Origin of the sequence: Frankia sp. AgPm24 (genome assembly GCF_023243055.1) — a bacterium.
Classification (GTDB): Bacteria; Actinomycetota; Actinomycetes; order Frankiales; family Frankiaceae; genus Frankia; species Frankia umida.
Genome location: NZ_JALKFW010000209.1, coordinates 57379 through 73661, shown reverse-complemented (window position 1 = coordinate 73661; position 16283 = coordinate 57379). Strand labels below are relative to the sequence as shown.

General features: G+C 72.3%; 12 protein-coding genes and 1 pseudogene. 6 read left to right on the top strand and 7 right to left on the bottom strand.

All coding sequences use genetic code 11. The features are described 5' to 3' along the window. Positions 1 to 634: pseudogene (locus MXD61_RS21695) on the top strand (hypothetical protein); the annotation flags it as partial. A 100-nt stretch (positions 635 to 734) separates the two neighbouring features. On the opposite strand, the gene MXD61_RS21690 reads toward MXD61_RS21695, so the two are convergent. Both MXD61_RS21690 and MXD61_RS21685 read right to left on the bottom strand, forming a co-directional pair. Then, a complete protein-coding gene (locus MXD61_RS21690; protein ID WP_248815289.1) occupies positions 735 to 2036 on the bottom strand; it encodes an MFS transporter in 1302 nt (433 codons plus the stop codon). Between the two features lie 134 nt (positions 2037 to 2170). Next, positions 2171 to 3058 (bottom strand): rhomboid family intramembrane serine protease, encoded by an 888-nt coding sequence (locus tag MXD61_RS21685; RefSeq protein WP_248815288.1) that lies wholly within the window; start codon positions 3056 to 3058, stop codon positions 2171 to 2173. Positions 3059 to 3188: 130 nt separating this feature from the next. Here MXD61_RS21685 and bioA point away from each other — a divergent pair, with 130 nt between their 5' ends. Continuing rightward, complete coding sequence (gene bioA, locus MXD61_RS21680) at positions 3189 to 4628, top strand: adenosylmethionine--8-amino-7-oxononanoate transaminase (RefSeq protein WP_248815287.1); 1440 nt, start codon at positions 3189 to 3191, stop codon at positions 4626 to 4628. A gap of 376 nt (positions 4629 to 5004) precedes the next feature. Beyond that, positions 5005 to 6825, top strand: coding sequence for a GGDEF domain-containing protein (locus tag MXD61_RS21675; RefSeq protein WP_248815286.1), 1821 nt, complete (start codon positions 5005 to 5007; stop codon positions 6823 to 6825). A 64-nt stretch (positions 6826 to 6889) separates the two neighbouring features. Here MXD61_RS21675 and MXD61_RS21670 read toward each other — a convergent pair whose 3' ends face one another. The 5 genes from MXD61_RS21670 to MXD61_RS21650 all read right to left on the bottom strand — a co-directional run bounded on the left by MXD61_RS21670 (position 6890) and on the right by MXD61_RS21650 (position 12420). Beyond that, positions 6890 to 7720: a bifunctional 5,10-methylenetetrahydrofolate dehydrogenase/5,10-methenyltetrahydrofolate cyclohydrolase gene (locus MXD61_RS21670; RefSeq protein ID WP_248815285.1), complete on the bottom strand. Its 831-nt coding sequence runs from the start codon at positions 7718 to 7720 to the stop codon at positions 6890 to 6892. A 260-nt stretch (positions 7721 to 7980) separates the two neighbouring features. Then, positions 7981 to 8775, bottom strand: a complete 795-nt coding sequence (locus MXD61_RS21665; RefSeq protein WP_308222815.1) for a TetR/AcrR family transcriptional regulator — start codon at positions 8773 to 8775, stop codon at positions 7981 to 7983. A 124-nt stretch (positions 8776 to 8899) separates the two neighbouring features. Next, positions 8900 to 10390, bottom strand: a complete 1491-nt coding sequence (locus MXD61_RS21660) for a DHA2 family efflux MFS transporter permease subunit (protein ID WP_248815284.1) — start codon at positions 10388 to 10390, stop codon at positions 8900 to 8902. A gap of 120 nt (positions 10391 to 10510) precedes the next feature. Next, on the bottom strand, positions 10511 to 11062 hold the full coding sequence (locus tag MXD61_RS21655; RefSeq protein WP_248815283.1) for a pyridoxamine 5'-phosphate oxidase family protein: 552 nt from the start codon (positions 11060 to 11062) through the stop codon (positions 10511 to 10513). 107 nt (positions 11063 to 11169) lie between these two features. After that, the gene (locus tag MXD61_RS21650) at positions 11170 to 12420 is read right to left on the bottom strand and encodes a pentapeptide repeat-containing protein (RefSeq protein WP_248815282.1); all 1251 of its coding nucleotides are present in this window, start codon (positions 12418 to 12420) and stop codon (positions 11170 to 11172) included. A 364-nt stretch (positions 12421 to 12784) separates the two neighbouring features. On the opposite strand from MXD61_RS21650, the gene MXD61_RS21645 reads away from it, so the two are divergent. The 3 genes from MXD61_RS21645 to MXD61_RS21635 all read left to right on the top strand — a co-directional run bounded on the left by MXD61_RS21645 (position 12785) and on the right by MXD61_RS21635 (position 16278). After that, on the top strand, positions 12785 to 13780 hold the full coding sequence (locus MXD61_RS21645; protein WP_248815281.1) for a YafY family protein: 996 nt from the start codon (positions 12785 to 12787) through the stop codon (positions 13778 to 13780). 199 nt (positions 13781 to 13979) lie between these two features. After that, complete coding sequence (locus MXD61_RS21640; protein WP_248815323.1) at positions 13980 to 14429, top strand: DUF456 domain-containing protein; 450 nt, start codon at positions 13980 to 13982, stop codon at positions 14427 to 14429. A gap of 358 nt (positions 14430 to 14787) precedes the next feature. After that, a complete protein-coding gene (locus MXD61_RS21635; RefSeq protein ID WP_308222814.1) occupies positions 14788 to 16278 on the top strand; it encodes an arginine deiminase family protein in 1491 nt (496 codons plus the stop codon). Positions 16279 to 16283: the final 5 nt, after the last annotated feature.

The window sequence follows — 16283 nt, the reverse complement described above, 5'->3', positions numbered from 1 at the left end:
GGGGGCGGCGGGGGCGCCCGGGGCCGCCGCCCCCCCCCCGGCCGGGGCCCCCCCCCCCGCCGGGCCCGCCCCCGCCCCCCCGCCCGAGTCCGTCGAGCCCCCGGTCATCGAGGCTCCCGCCGTCGAGGTCAACGCCGTCGAGGCTCCCGCTGTAGAAGCTGACGCTGCCGAGGCCGCGGCGGTGGACACCACGGCCGCCGTGCCCGGGAACGTCACGGTGACACAGACCGCCGACGGCGACATCGACGGCAGCGTCCCCGGGTCGGACGCGCAGACGGACACCCCGGCGCCGACCACGGCGGAGGGCGTGTTGGCCGACCCGGTCGACACCGACATCGACACCAAAGCCGACACCGAGGCCAAGGCCGAGGCTGACACCGAGGCCGACGCTGACAGCGGGGCCAAGGCCGACACCGACGGCGCGGTGGACGCGGCGGCGGGCGCGGCGGGGCGCAAGAGCCGCAAGCGCCGGGGCGATGGCGACCTGAGCCGGCCCCGGACGCGGCGCGGCCTGCTCGGTCGGCGCAGGCCAGCCGAGGTCGCGGCGACGGCCCCGGCCGCGGCGAACGGCGCGGACGGCGCCAGCGACGAGACCCCCGCCGGGGATGCCGGCAGGCCGGGCGACCCGGCCTGAACCGATCGATGCCCGACCTGTTCTGACGACCGCGCCCAGCGTCGTGTGCGGTCGTTCGGACGGGCTTGTCCCAGGGCTCCAGGGCGGGCCCCTGCGGGCCCTACGAGGACGCCGCTGCGGCCTGGACGGTGGGCAGGCTGCGTCGTCCAAGCAGGGTCGCGAGGCCGGCGAGCAGGCCGGCGGCCGCGGGTACGACAAAGCCGAGTCTGGCTCCGCCGCTGTCGATGAGCTGGCCGGCCACCGGCGAGCCGACGGCCACCCCCCCGGCGAGCGCCATGACCAGCCAGGCGAACCCCTCGGTGCGCGACCGGGCCTCGACCAGCCGCTCCATGAACGCGTTCGCGCTGATCAGGGTGGGCGCGGCGGTGGCGCCGGCGAGTATCGCCAGAGGCACCATCGCGGCCACCGTCACGCCGGCCAGCGGCAGGGTGAAACCGACCGCCAGTAACCGCACCGCCCGTAGCAACCGGTCCCGGGGCGGCCGGGCCTGGGACCGGGCCCCACTGACCAGGCCCGAGACCGCGGAACCGGCGGCGAACAGCCCGAGCAGCAGCCCGCCGAAGGCGGCCAGGTCCTGCTCCCGGGCGAACGCGACGATCGACACGTCGAACCCGCCGAAGCCGACGCCGATCGCGAACATGATCGCCATCAGCGCCCGAACCGCCGGGAGCCGCACGATCCGCCGCTGGCGCGCCGTGTCCGCCCCGTGGGGGCCCGGATCGGTGCCGCGCTGTACGGCCAGGCTCAGCGCTCCGACCACCAGCAGGGACGCCGAGACCACCAGCGCGCTGGCCGGAGCGACCATGACCACCAGAGCGGTCGCCAGGGTCGGACCCAGAATGAACACCAGTTCGTCGAGTGCCGCCTCCAGCGCGAACGCCGTCGGCAGCAACGTCGAGCCGGCCAGTAATCGGCTCCATCGGGCTCGGGCGCAGCTGCCCACCGGCGGCAGGCAGGCTCCCGCCAGCACCGCGGCCGCGAACCAGGTCGGGCGTGGCGCATCCGACCACACCGCCGTCAGCAGGGCCACGACGCCCAGCAGATGCCCGCAGACGCCGAGCACAAGGATGCGGGCCTGCCCGTACCGGTCCAGAGCCCGACCGATCACGGGGGCGCACATCGCCTCGGCGATCGCCCCGCAGGCCGCCACCCCACCCCCGACCGCGTACGACCCGGTGCGGTTCTGGACGAACAGCACTGTTCCCATCGTGTGCATCGCCAGGGGCAGCCGTCCGATGAAGGCGGCGGGCAGGAACCTGCGCGCGCCCGGGGTCGCCAGCGTGAGCCGGTACCGCGAGGGCGTGCGACCACCGGCATCACCACGGTCCCCGTCCGGGCCCCCGGCCGGTGGGCCGGTGACGGCGTGGCCAGGCGTGGAAGGCGACCCGGGCGGACAGCTCATGACCGGCTCAGCCTGCCTGACCTATTCGGGGGATGCCAGCGAAATAAGCGCAGGTCACCCCCTGTCTGGCACGCGGCCAAGGCCCGCCGTGGCGGTTCGCCCGCGAAGGGTGACAGTCACCCCCGGTGAGGCTGTCAGTAGCCGCGTCGATGCCGAGCGTTCGGCGACGGGCGGGTGTTCGAGGCGCGTCCGGTGCCGCGAATCCAGCGATGTTGCGGAACAGGTGGGGCGACTCCCGGTCCGGCCGCGCGCAGTCGCCGGATGAATGGTGCGACCAGCAGCGCGCCCACCAGGAATCCGACAACATGCGCACCATAGGCGACGCCACCGCCATCGGCCACACCGAAGCCGGTGAAGTACACGTACTGCAGAGCGAACCAGAATCCCAGCACGATCCATGCCGGCAGCCAGAAGGGGATGAAGAAGAGCACCGAGACGAGTCCGATGACACGGGCCCGCGGAAACAACACAAGGTAGGCGCCGAGCACTCCGGCCACCGCGCCGGAAGCGCCGATCATCGTACCCGACGAGCCGCTTTCGAACAGGGCGTATCCATAGGTCGCCGTATACCCGCAGGCGAGGTAGAAGAGCAGGTAGAAGAGCCTGCCCATGCGGTCCTCGAGGTTGTTCCCGAACACGCCGAGAAAGAGCATGTTGCCGATGAGATGAAGCCAGCTGCTATGCAGGAACATGGCGGTCAGCACCGAGAGCACGGGAATCTTCTCGAAGCTTGGTGGATACTGGATTATGCAGCCGGCGTTCCCGGCGGCGTCCACGCCGATATGCCCGGAGTTCACGGTGCCCAGTGGCACGTTGTGGACGAGCTCGCGCGGTATCGCGCCCCATTCCTGGAAGAACCGCTGCTGCTCGCAGACGTTCTGTGGCGGCGAGGTGGCGATCCCGGCGACCGAGCTGACCACGGGCTCGAGGAACACGAAGATCACGACGTTGGCAGCGATCAGCAGCCAGGTGACCACGGGTCGTCGACTGAGCGGATTGATGTCGTGAATCGGGATGACCACGGGAACATCCTGCCGGGCGGGCCGAGCGCCGACTCGAGGTGGGGGCGTCGGCCGGGCCGGCCGGGCTGGGGCCGGCTGATCCGGCGGCCGGGTGTCCGCGTCCGCGGGCGGGATGCGCCAAAGTGGAGGTGTGACTGCGCAGATGTCCGGGTCGGCGCCCGAGGTGGTACCCGAAGCGGTGCCGGAACCGGCCCGTGCGGCGAATCCGCCCCCCGATCGGCTGGCTCGTCCCGGCGGTGACCTCGGTGACCTCGGTGACCTCGGTGGTCCCGACGGTGCCGGTGCTCGTGAGGTGGCCGGTGATCTGGTGGCGCGGGATCAGCGGGTCGTCTGGCATCCGTACGCACCGCCGGCAGCGGCACCGCTGTTCGCGGTCGCGCAGGCCAGTGGCGTGCGGTTGCGGCTGACCGACGGGCGTGAGCTGATCGACGGGATGTCGTCCTGGTGGGCGGCGATCCACGGGTATCGGCACCCGGTCCTGGACGCGGCGGCCCACCGGCAGCTGGCGGACATGTCCCATGTCATGTTCGGCGGCCTGACCCACGAGCCGGCGGTGCGCCTCGCCGAGACACTCGTCGAGATGACGCCGCGACCGCTACGCCGCGTGTTCTTCAGCGATTCGGGATCGGTCGCCGTCGAGGTGGCCATCAAGATGGCCCTGCAGTACTGGACGGGGCGTGGGCGTCCACGACGTACGCGGCTGCTGACGATCCGGCGGGGCTATCACGGGGACACCTCCGGTGCGATGGCGGTCTGCGATCCGGACGCGGGCATGCACCATCTGTTCAGCCACCTGCTGCCCCAGCACATCTTCGCCCCGCCGCCGACGTGCGGCTTCGACGAGGCATGCGAGGACGTCCACCTGGCCGAGTTCGCCGCGCTGCTGGCCGCCCACGCCCACGAGGTCGCGGCGGTCATCCTCGAGCCTGTGGTCCAGGGAACGGGGGCGATGCGGTTCTACGCGCCCGAGTGGCTCGCCCGGGTGCGGGCGCTGTGCGACGAGCACGAGGTGCTGCTGATCGCGGACGAGATCGCCGTCGGCTTCGGCCGCTCCGGCGCACTGTTCGGCTGTGACCATGCCGGGATCAGCCCCGACATCATGTGCGTCGGGAAGGCGCTGACCGGCGGGTACCTGTCGCTGGCCGCGACACTGTGCACCGACGAGGTCGCGGACGGGGTGGCGGCGTCGCCGGTCGGGGCGTTCATGCACGGTCCCACGTTCATGGCCAACCCGTTGGCCTGCGCGATCGCGTTGGCCAACGTCGAACTGCTGCTGGCCTCGCCGTGGCGGGAGCGGGTCGGCGCCCTCGAGCGGGGTCTGCGCACGGGGCTCGCCCCGGCCCGGGCGTTGCCGGGGGTCGCCGACGTGCGGGTGCTCGGCGCCATCGGTGTCATCGAGACCCGCGAGCCGGTGGACATGGCCGTGATCCAACCCCTGCTGGTGGAACTCGGCGTGTGGGTACGTCCGTTCGGTCGACTCGTCTACACCATGCCGCCCTACATCACGACATCGGACGACCTGGCCACCCTGACCACCGCCATGGTCGAGGCCGTCGCGCGTACCACCTGAGTCCGGCCGGTCGGGCTGGTCCCGGCGGCCGGTCGGGCTGGTTCCGTCGTGGATGACTGCCGGCCGGGGCTGGTCCGGGGCTGGTCTGTGACTGGTCCCTGTGCTGCCCCCGACGGTGAGCAAGTCGGTTTCCCGGGCGTGTCGGGTGTGGTCTCTCGTCAGGGTCGCGGTGGGGCGCCCGGGCTTCCCCGAACGCCGCCGGGCTTTCGGCTGCGGTATTCATCACCGCAGGTCAGCTGGCATTTCTGGAACGGACTGGCGGCACGTCCGCGGGTTCAAAGGCGTCCGGCGAACGAGGTGTGGCGGTTAGTCGCGCCATTACGGGAGTTGCGAATCTCGCGCATCACTTCGTACTCTTCGTTCTCAACGATTTACTGTGAGTAGCAACGACGAGGTTGGAATCGCCGGGAGGTCCCGGCCGAGCACGGCGGCCGTGGACCAGAACGAGGAAGGCGCTCCGCCAATGCCGTTTCGTATTCGTCCAGCACGCCCCCTGAGCCGGGTTCTGCGCCGGGCCCGGGGCCTGTTCCGACGCCGGTCGCCGGCTGTCGAGACGATCCCGGAGACGACCCGCACGTGCTCGCCGACGCTGCGGATGGCGGGTCTGGGCGCCGCGGTGACGGCGATCAGCCGTCCACCCGGGGGCCAGACCGCGGCCACCCGAGAGGGAGCCGCGCGAGACGGTGCGATGCGCGACGACCGCACCACGCGGGACGCGTCGGCTCGGGACGCGTCGGCTCGGGATGGTGGTGTGCTCGCGGTCGGTGGGCGGGATGGGTTCGCGGGGGCCGGGCCGGTCGGCGCGGTCGGGCTGTTCGTCGGACGTGGCTGGATGCTGTGGCGGGCGCCGCAGACGGTGCTGCGGCGCATCGTGACGGTGACCGCGTGCTGGCTGGTGCTGGTCGGTTTCGCCGCGGCGGGGGCCCGTCCGCGATGGGCCGACGTGGGGACGTTCGCGGTGTTCCTCGTGCTGGGGTCGGTGGCCGTCCTGATGTCCGCGCGGCTTGGCGCGGACCTCGCCGCCACCCGGATGTCACGCCACGATCTGCTGGCCAGCTGGGCGTTGGCCGTGGCGGTCCTGCTGCCACCGCTGTACTCGACGGTGATCGGTCTGCCGTTGTGCTGGCTGGCCGGACGTACCGAGCCGGCCCGTCCGCCACACCTGCGGATGTTCCAGGCCGCGACACTGGGGATCGCCGGGTTCGGCGCGTCCACGGTGCATCTGCTGCTCAGCCCGACCGACGGACCGTTCACGGTCGAGGATCTGATCGGCTCGGGCGCGGCCACCACCGCCTTCCTCGTGGCGGTCGCGGTGCACCCGCTGCTGGCCGCTCTGCCCGGGCTGGGCCTGCACCGTCACGGCCGGGCCGACGGTCTCGGTGCCTGGCTCGGCGAGACCGCTCCGCACATCACCACCATCACGGGGCCACCCACCCACCCCCGCCAGCCCACCCATCCCCTCCGGTCCATCCAGGCGATCCGGGTGGGATGGGCGGGGCAGGTGGGACGGGTCGGCCAGCCAGGCGTCGAACGGGGTGAGGCGGTGCCGACCTGGGCCGCGGAGACCTGCGCGGCGATCATCGTGTCGGTGCTGTGGTCGGTGAGTCCCTACCTGATGCTGGCCGTCACCCCACCGATGTTGTTGCTGCAACGCAGCCTGCTGCACACCGAGCTGCTGCACGCCGCCCGCTGCGACGCGAAGACCCGCCTGGCCAATCCCGCCTACTGGCATCAGGTCGCCCAGCGTGAACTCGGCCGAGCCCGACGAACCGGACGGCCGCTGTCGGTCCTGCTCGTCGACATCGATCACTTCAAGCGGGTCAACGACCGCTTCGGTCATCTCGTCGGCGACCTGATCCTGCTCGCCGTCGCCGACGCGTTGCGTGCCGCGACCAGACCGCACGATCTCGTCGGACGCTTCGGGGGTGAGGAGTTCGTCGTCCTGCTGGCCGAGCAGGAGCGGGACAGCCCCCTGGCCGTGGCCGAGCGCATCCGCCTGCAGATCGCCGCCACCCGTTGCCTGCTCGACGGCCGACCGCCCCTGTCCGTGACCGTGTCCGTCGGCGTCGCGACCACGGACGACCCCCGCGGTGACCTCGCGACCCTGCTCTCCCGCGCCGACGCCGCCCTCTACGAAGCCAAGGCCGCCGGCCGCAACCGTGTGCACCTGGCCGAACCGTTGTGCGCCGCCCACTGACCGGCTTGCGGTCCAGGCCGCTGGTGCCGGCCAGAACCGGGGCCAGAACCGGGGCCGGTCGAGGCTAGAGCTGCTGGGCGGCGCGGATCGTGTTGCGCAGCAGCAGCATCGTGGTGACCGGTCCGACGCCACCCGGTACCGGTGTCAGCGCCGCGGCCACCGGCGCGATCGCGGCCGCGTCCACGTCCCCGACCTGGCCACCGGTGGTGACGGAGGTCCCGACGTCGATGACGGTCGCGCCGGCCCGGACGAACCCGGCCCCGACCAGGCGAGGCCGCCCGGTGGCGGACACGATGATGTCCGCCTCGTGCGCGATCGAGATCAGATCGTTCGTCCGCGAATGGCAGATGGTGACGGTGGCGTCCTCGGCGAGCAGCAGCAGGGAGACCGGCTTGCCCACCACCGGCCCGCGGCCGATCACACATGCCCGGGCCCCCGCCATCGGGATACGTGCCCGGATGAGGATCTCCACCACGGCGGAGGCCGTCGCCGGGGCGAACCCCGGCAGGCCCAGGGCGAGCCGGCCAAGGCTGGCCGGGTTCATCCCGTCCACGTCCTTCTCGACCGGGATGCGCTCGCCCACCTCCCGTGAGCTCATCCCGGCGGGCAGCGGCGTCTGCACGATGATGCCGTCGACCAGCGGGTCCACGGCCAGGGCGTCGATGGCGTCCAGCAGCGCCGTCGGACCGCCGATCGGGACGTGCGGCTCGCAGCGCACACCGACCTTGCCCGCCGTGCGCTCGAGGATGTGCGTGTAGGAACTGGCAGCGGGATCCGCGGTCGGAAGGACCACCGCGAGCGTCGGTGTCCTGCCCGCGCTCATCAGCCGGTCGGCCTCATCGATGACGTACCGGCCGATCTCGGCGGCCATCGACCGCCCGTCGAGCAACCTCATGCGGCGATCCGATCTTGGATGTGTGCGACCTCGTGGCGTCGAGTGACGGGCGCCACCACCATGACTGGTGTGCCACCGTGAGAGAATTTGGTACTGTCCCGCGGCTCGGGCCCTGTCGTACCGTAGCAAGGCAGCGCCGTCCGGTACCCGCAGCGGGGTACCCACCGTGGGCCACCGCCGCATCCCCGTCCAGAGCCGGGTCCAGATCCGTGACGGCATCCGTGGCCAGGGCCGCCTTCCGTGGCCTGGTCGGTGGCCGGTCAGCGGGGCAGGTCGCGCAGGATCAGGTCGAGACCGGCGAGGAACTGGGCCTCGTTGTCGTCCCGCAGGTGCGGCGCCACGTCGGAGAGATCCGGATGGCGCTCCGGCGGTGCGTCGACGGACGCGACCGGTCCGCCGTCGGCGCCCGCTCCCTCGCGCTCGAGGGCTCGGGCGAGTTGGCGGGCTTCGGACAGGGTGTGACCGAGCGTGTAGAACAGCAGCGTCTGGTAGACGTTCGCGGCGTCCACCGGATCCATGCCGGCCCGGTGAAGCTGGGCGACGGCATGATCGGATCGTTCCCAGTAGGCGCCGACCCCCGGTGGGCGGCGCAGCACCAGCGGTGCCAACGTCGGGTGCGCGAGCAGGGACCGGCGCAGCTGGCGGAAGTTCGCCCGGATGTCGGCGCGCGGGTCGTCGGACTGCGGCAGTTCCGCGGAACCCTCCCGCACAACACTGTCGAGCAACGCGTCCAGCAGCGCGTTCTTCGTCCGAAAATGCCGGTACATCGCGGTCGGATCACACTCGAGGAACGCACCGAGCGCCCGCATGCTGAACGCCCCCGCGCCCTGGGTGTCCACCACCTGGATGGCCGCCGCCATCAGCACCTCCCGCGACAACGTCCCCCGGGGCGTCCGCCGCGGCCTACGGGTGCGCCGCCCGCCTCCCGCGGACTCCGCCTCCCGCGCGGCGTCATCCGGTGGCGGGGTGCCTTCGGGCGGTGAGGTGTCGTCCGAGGTGGGGGTGCTGTCGGGTGGTGGGGTGTCGTCCGACTGGCTGGGTGTCCGCTCGTTCATGCCGTCGCCGCGCCTCCGCGTTCACCGTCGTCCCGACCCCCGTCGCCACCATGATAATCAACGGTGTTGACGCCCTCCCGCGGCCGCCCCGTCCACCTTCCGGATCCACGAGCAGGTAGCCCGTCTAGGGCAATCGAGATGCCTGCGGGGATCGGTCCTGGGAGGCGGGGGGGTCGTCCTGGTCGGGCGGGGTGGCAGGGGTGGGGTCCGGGGGGAGGCGGGTGTGGTCGGCGTCGGCGTCGTGGATGGTCAGGGCGGCCAGCGTGCCGAGGAAGGCGAGTCCGGCGGCCACCAGGAAGGCCACGTGGTAGCTGGTCAGGTTGGGCGCCGGCTGGCCGCCGACCAGATGGGAGGTGCCGACGGCGGCGAGCGCCGTGGACAGGATCGACACACCGATGGCGCCGCCGAGCTGGCGCTGGGCGTTGAACAGGGTGGAGGCCCGTCCGGTCTCGGCGGGACTGACCCGGGCGAACGCCGCGGCCTGGGTCGGGACGAAGACGTGGGACATCGAGTAGCCCAGGCCGAACATGGCCAGGCGCATCCACCACAGGTTCGTGTCGAAGCCGACGAGGGACATCAGCCCGGCCATCGTGCCGACACCGAGCAGACCACCGACCATGATCCGGCGGGGACCGTACGCGGGGTACAGGACACGGCTGGCGATCTGGGAACCGACCATGACGCCCAAGGCCTCGGGGAAGGTCGACAGGCCGGAGTTCAGCGCGGACAGCCCCAGGCCGTCCTGGAAGAACAGGGCGACGATGTACAGACTGCCGAGGAAGGAGGCGGTGGCCAGGAACATCACCGCGTTGGTGGAGCGGAACAGCCGGTCGGCGAACAGGTGCAGATGCAGCAGGGGAGCGCGGGAACGTAGCTGGTCGACGACCAGGGCGACGAGCAGCGCGACACCGACCACCAGGCTGGTGACGATCACCGGGGAGGTCCAGCCGCGTTCCGGGCCCTCGCTGATGCCCACCATGACCAGGGCGAAGCCGAAGCCGGAGAGCAGGAAACCGCGCAGGTCGAACCGTCCGGCGTCGGGCTCGACGTGTTCGGGCAGGTAGAGCAGCCCGAACAGGAACGCGAACAGGCCGATCGGCAGGTTCACGAAGAACACCCAGCGCCAGGACAGGTCCGTCACCAGCAGACCGCCAAGGACGGGGCCCAGTGCGGGTGCGAACGCCATCGGGACGGTGAGGATGCCCGAGGCGCGCACCCGCTCCTGTGGCGGGAAGGCCCGGAACAGCATGGCCATCCCGGTCGGGGTGAGCAGTCCGCCGCCGATGCCCTGCAGGATGCGGAAGGCCACCAGCTCGGCGAAGCTGTTCGCGAGCCCGCACAGCACCGAGGCCACGGTGAACAGCGCCACCGCGACGAGCAGGGTGCGCCGTCCGCCGAACCGGTCGCCGACCCAGCCGGACGCCGGGATCACCACCGCGAGACTGGCCAGGTAGCCGACCGAGATGGCGCTGAGCCCGGACGGCCCGATGTCGAACTCGCGCCCGAGCGTGGGCAGCGCGACGTTGACGATCGTGACATCCATGATCGACATGAACATGGCGGCCACGAACACGACGCTGACGGCCACTTTGGGATTGCGCGGCGACAAACTCACGAAACTACCAATCTCGTTGACGGCTGCGAACTTCCTACCGATCTTCATGTCGGTTGCCGTGGCGTCCCTCGAGAGTGGTGTTCCCGGCCCGTGAGCGGTGAGCACCTGTTGCCTGGTGGCTTACGTTTCGTCACCCGGCTCGGCCGTCGCGCGGGGAACGGCGGACCAGGATTCGGCAGGCTGATCAGCTTCGTTGCCGCGACGCTGGACGCGGATGGCGGTGTAGCCGGGCCGCCAGCTCTCCAGGATGATCTCCTGCGCGGACTCGTCCACGCTGGTGCGGACGACCTCGGTGAGCTCGACGCGGAAGAGATCGAACGGTTCGGGTGGGTTGGCCGCGTCGGCGAAGCGGGCCAGCGTCGCCGGGTCGCCCACCCAGCGGGCGAGGCCGGCGACGCGGACGTCGCCGCCGACCATGTCGGTGCCGGGGCCGGGATTGGCGCTCAGGGCGAAGCGGGGGTCGCGGCGCAGGTCAGCGGCCTTGCGGGCGCCGGGCATGCTGCCCAGCCACAGCTCACCGAGCTTGAACGTCGTCTCGATGCCGCTGGTACGCGGGGAACCGTCCAGTCGCAAGGTGGCCAGTACATGGTGGCGGAACGCCTCGAACCGGCCGCGGGCGGTCGCTTCGAGGGCGGGCTGGGCATCGGCGAAGTCCTGCCAGGATGTCGTCACCTCGCCATCCTGCGGGGTCAACCGTGCCATCTACTGACACGGTTTACGGACGGTGACCGCAGCCGTATGGGGCGTGGGGCGTGGGGCGTGGGGCGTGATCTGGCTGGTTAGGTGGCCGGGTCGGGCGCCGGGTCGGGGAAGGGGTCGTCGTCGGAACGGGGGGTCCAGAGCGCGGGGCGGCGCAGGCCGGCGGGCAGGAGGGTGCGCGGGCCGCCCTGGGCGCTGTCGACCTGGGCCTGGGTGAGGGAGGCGACGCCGGTGAGGTCGGCACCGGTCAGATCCGCGCCGGTCAGGTCGGCGCCGGTGACGTCCGCGCCGCGCAGGTGCGCCTTCGTCAACGTGGCGCCGGTGAGGTTCGCCCCGACCAGTTCGGCGTCGGCGAGTTCCGCGCCGACCATCCTCGCGTCGGTGAGATCCGCACCGAGCAGACGCGCCCCCGCGAGCGCGATGCCCGGTAGTTCGGCGCCGGTGAGCTGGGTGCCGATCAGGCGTGCCTGGGAGAGGTCGGTCCCGATCAGATGGGCGTCACGCAGGTTCGCACCGGACAGCCGGGCGCCGCGCAGCGTCACCCCGGACAGCCGGGCGCCGGTCAGGTCGGCGCCGGTCAGGTCGGCGCCGCCGAGCAGGGCGAAGGACAGCTCCAGGCCGCGCAGGTCGGCGAAGCTCAGATCCGCCCCGGTCAGGTCGGCCTGGTCGAGGCGGACCCGGCGCAGATTCGCCCGGGACAGTCCCAGCTCACGCAACGTCGCCGGGCCGGTGAGATCGGCGTGGCGCAGGTCGGCGCGGGCGACGCCGTCGAGGTGGGGTAGTCCGGCGAGGACCTGGACCGCGGCCCGGATGTCGGCCGCCGGCGTCACCTCCCCCAGCGGGCCGCGCTGCGCCGAGGCCGCCGTGCGGCGTGCCGCGTCCGTGCTGCGGGCCCGGACGAACGCGGAGAGCACCTCGACGACCGTGGCCTGGTCGACGGGGGAGTCGCGGGCGATGCGGCCGAGCGCGTAGATCCCGCCGAGGCGCACCTCGACGGCGTCCGCGGCGAGCTGGCCGACCGCGCTGGTGTAGCGCCCACCGACCTGCTGGGTGGTCATGAGCCGCCCGGCCCGCTCGGAGGCGGCTCGAAGCTGGGTGGCGACCAGCGCCAGCGCGCCGGCCACCAGCGCCGCCGCGATCATGGCGAGCAGCGCGGCCTGCAACGTCGCCCGGGACGCACCGTGCTCGCCGTACAACAGGGACGGCACCCAGATCGCCGCGGCCACAGCGGCGGCGACGGTGGCGACGCCCCCCAGGGCCACGGCCGCCCGGCGCCCAGGCGGCTGGTCCGCGCCCGACGGCCGCCCAGCGGTCAGCAGCGGCCTGGTCACGCGTGATCGCGCCGTGTCCGGCCGTCGGCCACGCTGCTCGCGGCGCGTCCGCACCCGGCGCTCCGGCTGCCCTGCTCCCCCGTCAGTCATGGCAGAGCTGGTATGCCCAGGCAGCCGGCGCCTGTCACCACCCCCGCCGGGTGCCCCGTCCTGCCGGAGCACCCGTCCCCCTCCCGGCATCCCCGTCCTTCCGGCGATCTCGTCCTGTCGACGGCTCGCGTGCTACCGAGGTCCGTGTCCTGCTGTCATCTTCGTCCTGCTGTCGTCCTCGTGCTGTGGACATCGTCGTGCTGGTCGCGATTCGGGTGCCGGCGGCGGCTGACGAGGACGGGTGATGTCCCTGTTTCGCGGCTAGCATCCCGGGATGCGCTCGAGCCGACTGACCGCGCTGCTGCTGTATCTGCAGGCCGTCCGCCGGGCGACGGCACCGGAGCTGGCGGCCGAACTCGAGGTGTCGTTGCGCACGGTCCGTCGTGACATCGCCGCGCTGCAGGACGCGGGCGTCCCGTTGTGGACCGAACCCGGGCGCCACGGCGGGGTCCGACTCACCGATGGCTGGCGTACCGATCTTGACGGCCTCACCGGGGATGAGGCGGCCGCCCTGCTGCTCGCCGGGGCCGGGCCGCAGATCCTGGCAGGTCTCGGGCTCGCCACCGCGGCCGCGGCCGCCCGCACCAAGGTCCTCGCCGCGCTGCCGCCGCGGCCCCGAATACACGCCGGTCAGGTGCACCACCGATTCCTGCTGGACGCCCCCGGCTGGTTTCGGCGGGCGGAGCCCGTGCCGCACCTGTCCGCCCTCGCCGAGGCGGTCTGGACCGCCCGCCGCCTCGACCTCACCTACACCCCACGTGACGGTGATGTGACGACTCGTCGCGTCGATCCGTTGGGTCTCGTGTGCAAGGCCGGTGTCTGGTACCTCGTCGCCCGACATCGCGGACGCGTCCTGAGCTACCGGATCGCCCGGATAACCCGGGTGGTCGCGCGGGCCGAGACGTTCGACCGTCCGGCCGGGTTCGACCTCGCCACCTGGTGGCGCGAGGCCGGTGACGACTTCGCCCGTTCACTGATGCGCTGGACCTGCCGGCTGCGGCTCTCGCCCGCCGCCTTCGCCGACCTGCGTCTGGCGGTCGGTCCCGTCGCCGCACGGGACGCCCAGGCCACCGCCTCGCCCCCCGACGCGGACGGCTGGCGAGTGGTCGACCTGTCCACCGAGGGCCCGCGGGTCGCCCTCGGCCAGGTGCGTGACCTCGGCGACGGTGTCGAGGTGCTCGCCCCCGCGGACCTGCGCGCGACCCTCGCCGCCGAAGCCCGTCGCATCGCCGATCGCAACGCCGGCCCGCCCCCGACCCCGACCCGGTAGCCCTGGCTCGCCGTCCGCCGGCGCCGCGGCGGTTCTGATCGTTGTCGCCGTTGCCTTCGTTGTCGTCGTGGGCGCGGGAGTCGGACGTTTGTCATGCTGTCCCGCAAGGTGTCGGTGGGCCGGTAACGTCGCCGAAAAGGTGGATGAAGAGGGAGGGCACACCATCAGTACCGCGCAGCTTCTGGCCGTCGCCGCAGTGATGGCAGTCGGACTGGTCGGTGTCGTGCTTCCGGTGCTGCCCGGGCTCGTCCTGGTCTGGGGCGCGGGCCTGTGGTGGGTGATCGCGGACGGCGGCGGGGTCGGCCGCTGGATCGTGCTCGCGCTGATGACGGCCCTGTTCGTGATCGGCGCGCTGACCAAGTACATCCTGCCGGCCCGGGCCACCGCCGGGCGTGGAGTTCCCTGGCCGAGCCTCGCGATCGGCCTGGCCTGCGCGATCGTCGGCTTCTTCGTCATCCCGGTGATCGGCCTGCTGATCGGCGGGGTGCTCGGCGTCTACGTGGCCGAGCTCGTCCGCCTCGGTGATCATCGCACCGCCGCCGCCACCACCTGGGCCGCGATTGTCGCCTTCGGTGTCGGTGTCCTCGTGGAACTGTTCGCCGGTGTGGCCATGGCCGCCGTCTGGGCCGTGGGCGAGCTGGTTTTCTGACGTCCGCGTCATGACCTGTCGGGAGCTGCCAGGTGATGTCGTAATCTCGGTAATCTTTTTGTTCTGGGGTGCCGGACGTCCGGGTTCTGGAAATACCGGGCATTCGGGATGGTCGGCAGGCGAATTGTCCGGGGTGCTGGCGGGACGTTGCGGGTGAGGATTCACGGGGTGCGCATAATGTGCGAGTGAAGGACACGCGTCGGGAATTGGCTAGATGATTGCCGAGGTCCCGGGAAGGGGCGGGCGGGCAGGCTGGGATGAGCGGCGCGGGCGCTGGCCGGTGGCGACCGGGCCGGGGCCTGGTGAGTCGGCGGTCAGCGGGCCGGGGATGAACGGGCCGGCGAGGAGCAGATCGGCGGTGAACGGGTCGGTGGCGCCGCCGGCTCCGACGGTGCCGATGGTGCTGGTGCAGAGTCCGACGGTGGTGCAGCCGGTCGAGACGTTCGTGTTTCGAGCGGGCCGTCCGGCCTACGATCCGGTGCGGGCGGCAGCGGAGTCGGCGACGGCGCGGGCGGCGCTGGTCGAGCTTGGTGTGGAGCCGCGTTCGCCGGCCGAACTGCTGATGACACTTCCCCGCAGCGTCCTGCTGGAGCTCGCGGCGCGGGCGGTGAGCGCGGACGACGACGCGCGGCTGCTGGCCGCTCGGGACGCGCTGCGGGACTGGTCGGTGCCGGCGTTGGCGCCGGTGGTGCTGCGTCAGCCTCGGCTGCTCGTGGAGGCGGGAGCCGGCGGCGGTGTCATCGGGCCGCGGTCGGGGGCGGGGGCCGAGCGGCGAGACGAGAGCTACGCGCTGCGACCGCTGTCCGGTCTGATGTTCCCGCGGGACCATTATGTCGATCTTGGTGGTGCGGTGGCCGTGGGCCGGCTGCGTCGGCGGGAACGGGCGCGGGAGACGGTGGTGATGGCCGCCGTGCTGCGCGGACTGCGGGGGCGCTCGGCCGAGGTGCGGGTGCCAGCGCCGCTGTATCTCGCCGGCGGGGATGTGGTGACCTGCGGTGGGGTCGCCATCCTGGCCACCGGCGCGCGGACCAGCCCGGCGGTGTGGGGCTTGCTGCGGCCCTACCTGAGGGCCTCGTTCACCCATGTCGTGCGGGTCCGCGACGAACTGCGGCGGCCCGCCGAGCCGCATCTGGACCACTGGCTCGGCCTCGGCCCCGGCATCGCGCTGGTGGCGGCCGATCGCCTGAACGCCCCGGCCGTCGTCGAGAGCCGTGTCGTCGAGCGGCCCGACCCCAGCGGGTACGGCGCGGCGGACCGCGGCGGCGGCTACCGCGACCCCGGCTATCCGGGTTCCGGCTATCCGGGTTCCGGCTATCCGGGCTCCGGCTATGCGGACTCCGGCTACGCGAGTGGCGGCTATGCGAGTGGCGGGTACGAAGATGTGGGCTATGAAGGCGGCGGATACGAGGTAGGCGGGCACTGGGGCGCCGGAAACGGGCGGGCCGGCTTCGGGGGAGGCGAAGGCAGCGTCGACCGGGAGAAGGCCGGCAGCGAGTACGGCACCGAGGGGCTTGGCGGCCCGGACGGAGTGGGCATCGTCGGCCGGGAGACCACGCTTGTCGACGCGTTGCGCAGTATCGACCTGGCGGTCTGCCCGCTGGCACCGGAGATGGTCGCCGCCTTCGCCGCCGGAGTCTTCTTCCTGCCCGCCGCGCGGCTGGCCGCGGTGGGCGACGAGCCGGCGGCCCTGGTCTCGACGGCGAGCGCGCCGTGGACGGAACCCGTGCTGGCCCGGTTCGGGGTGCACACCATCGCGGTTCCCTTCGACGAACACCACAAGCACTTCGGCAGCCTGCACCGGGCGCTGAACACCGTGCCAGAGCCACGGATTCCGATGCCGCGGCAGTGACGGTC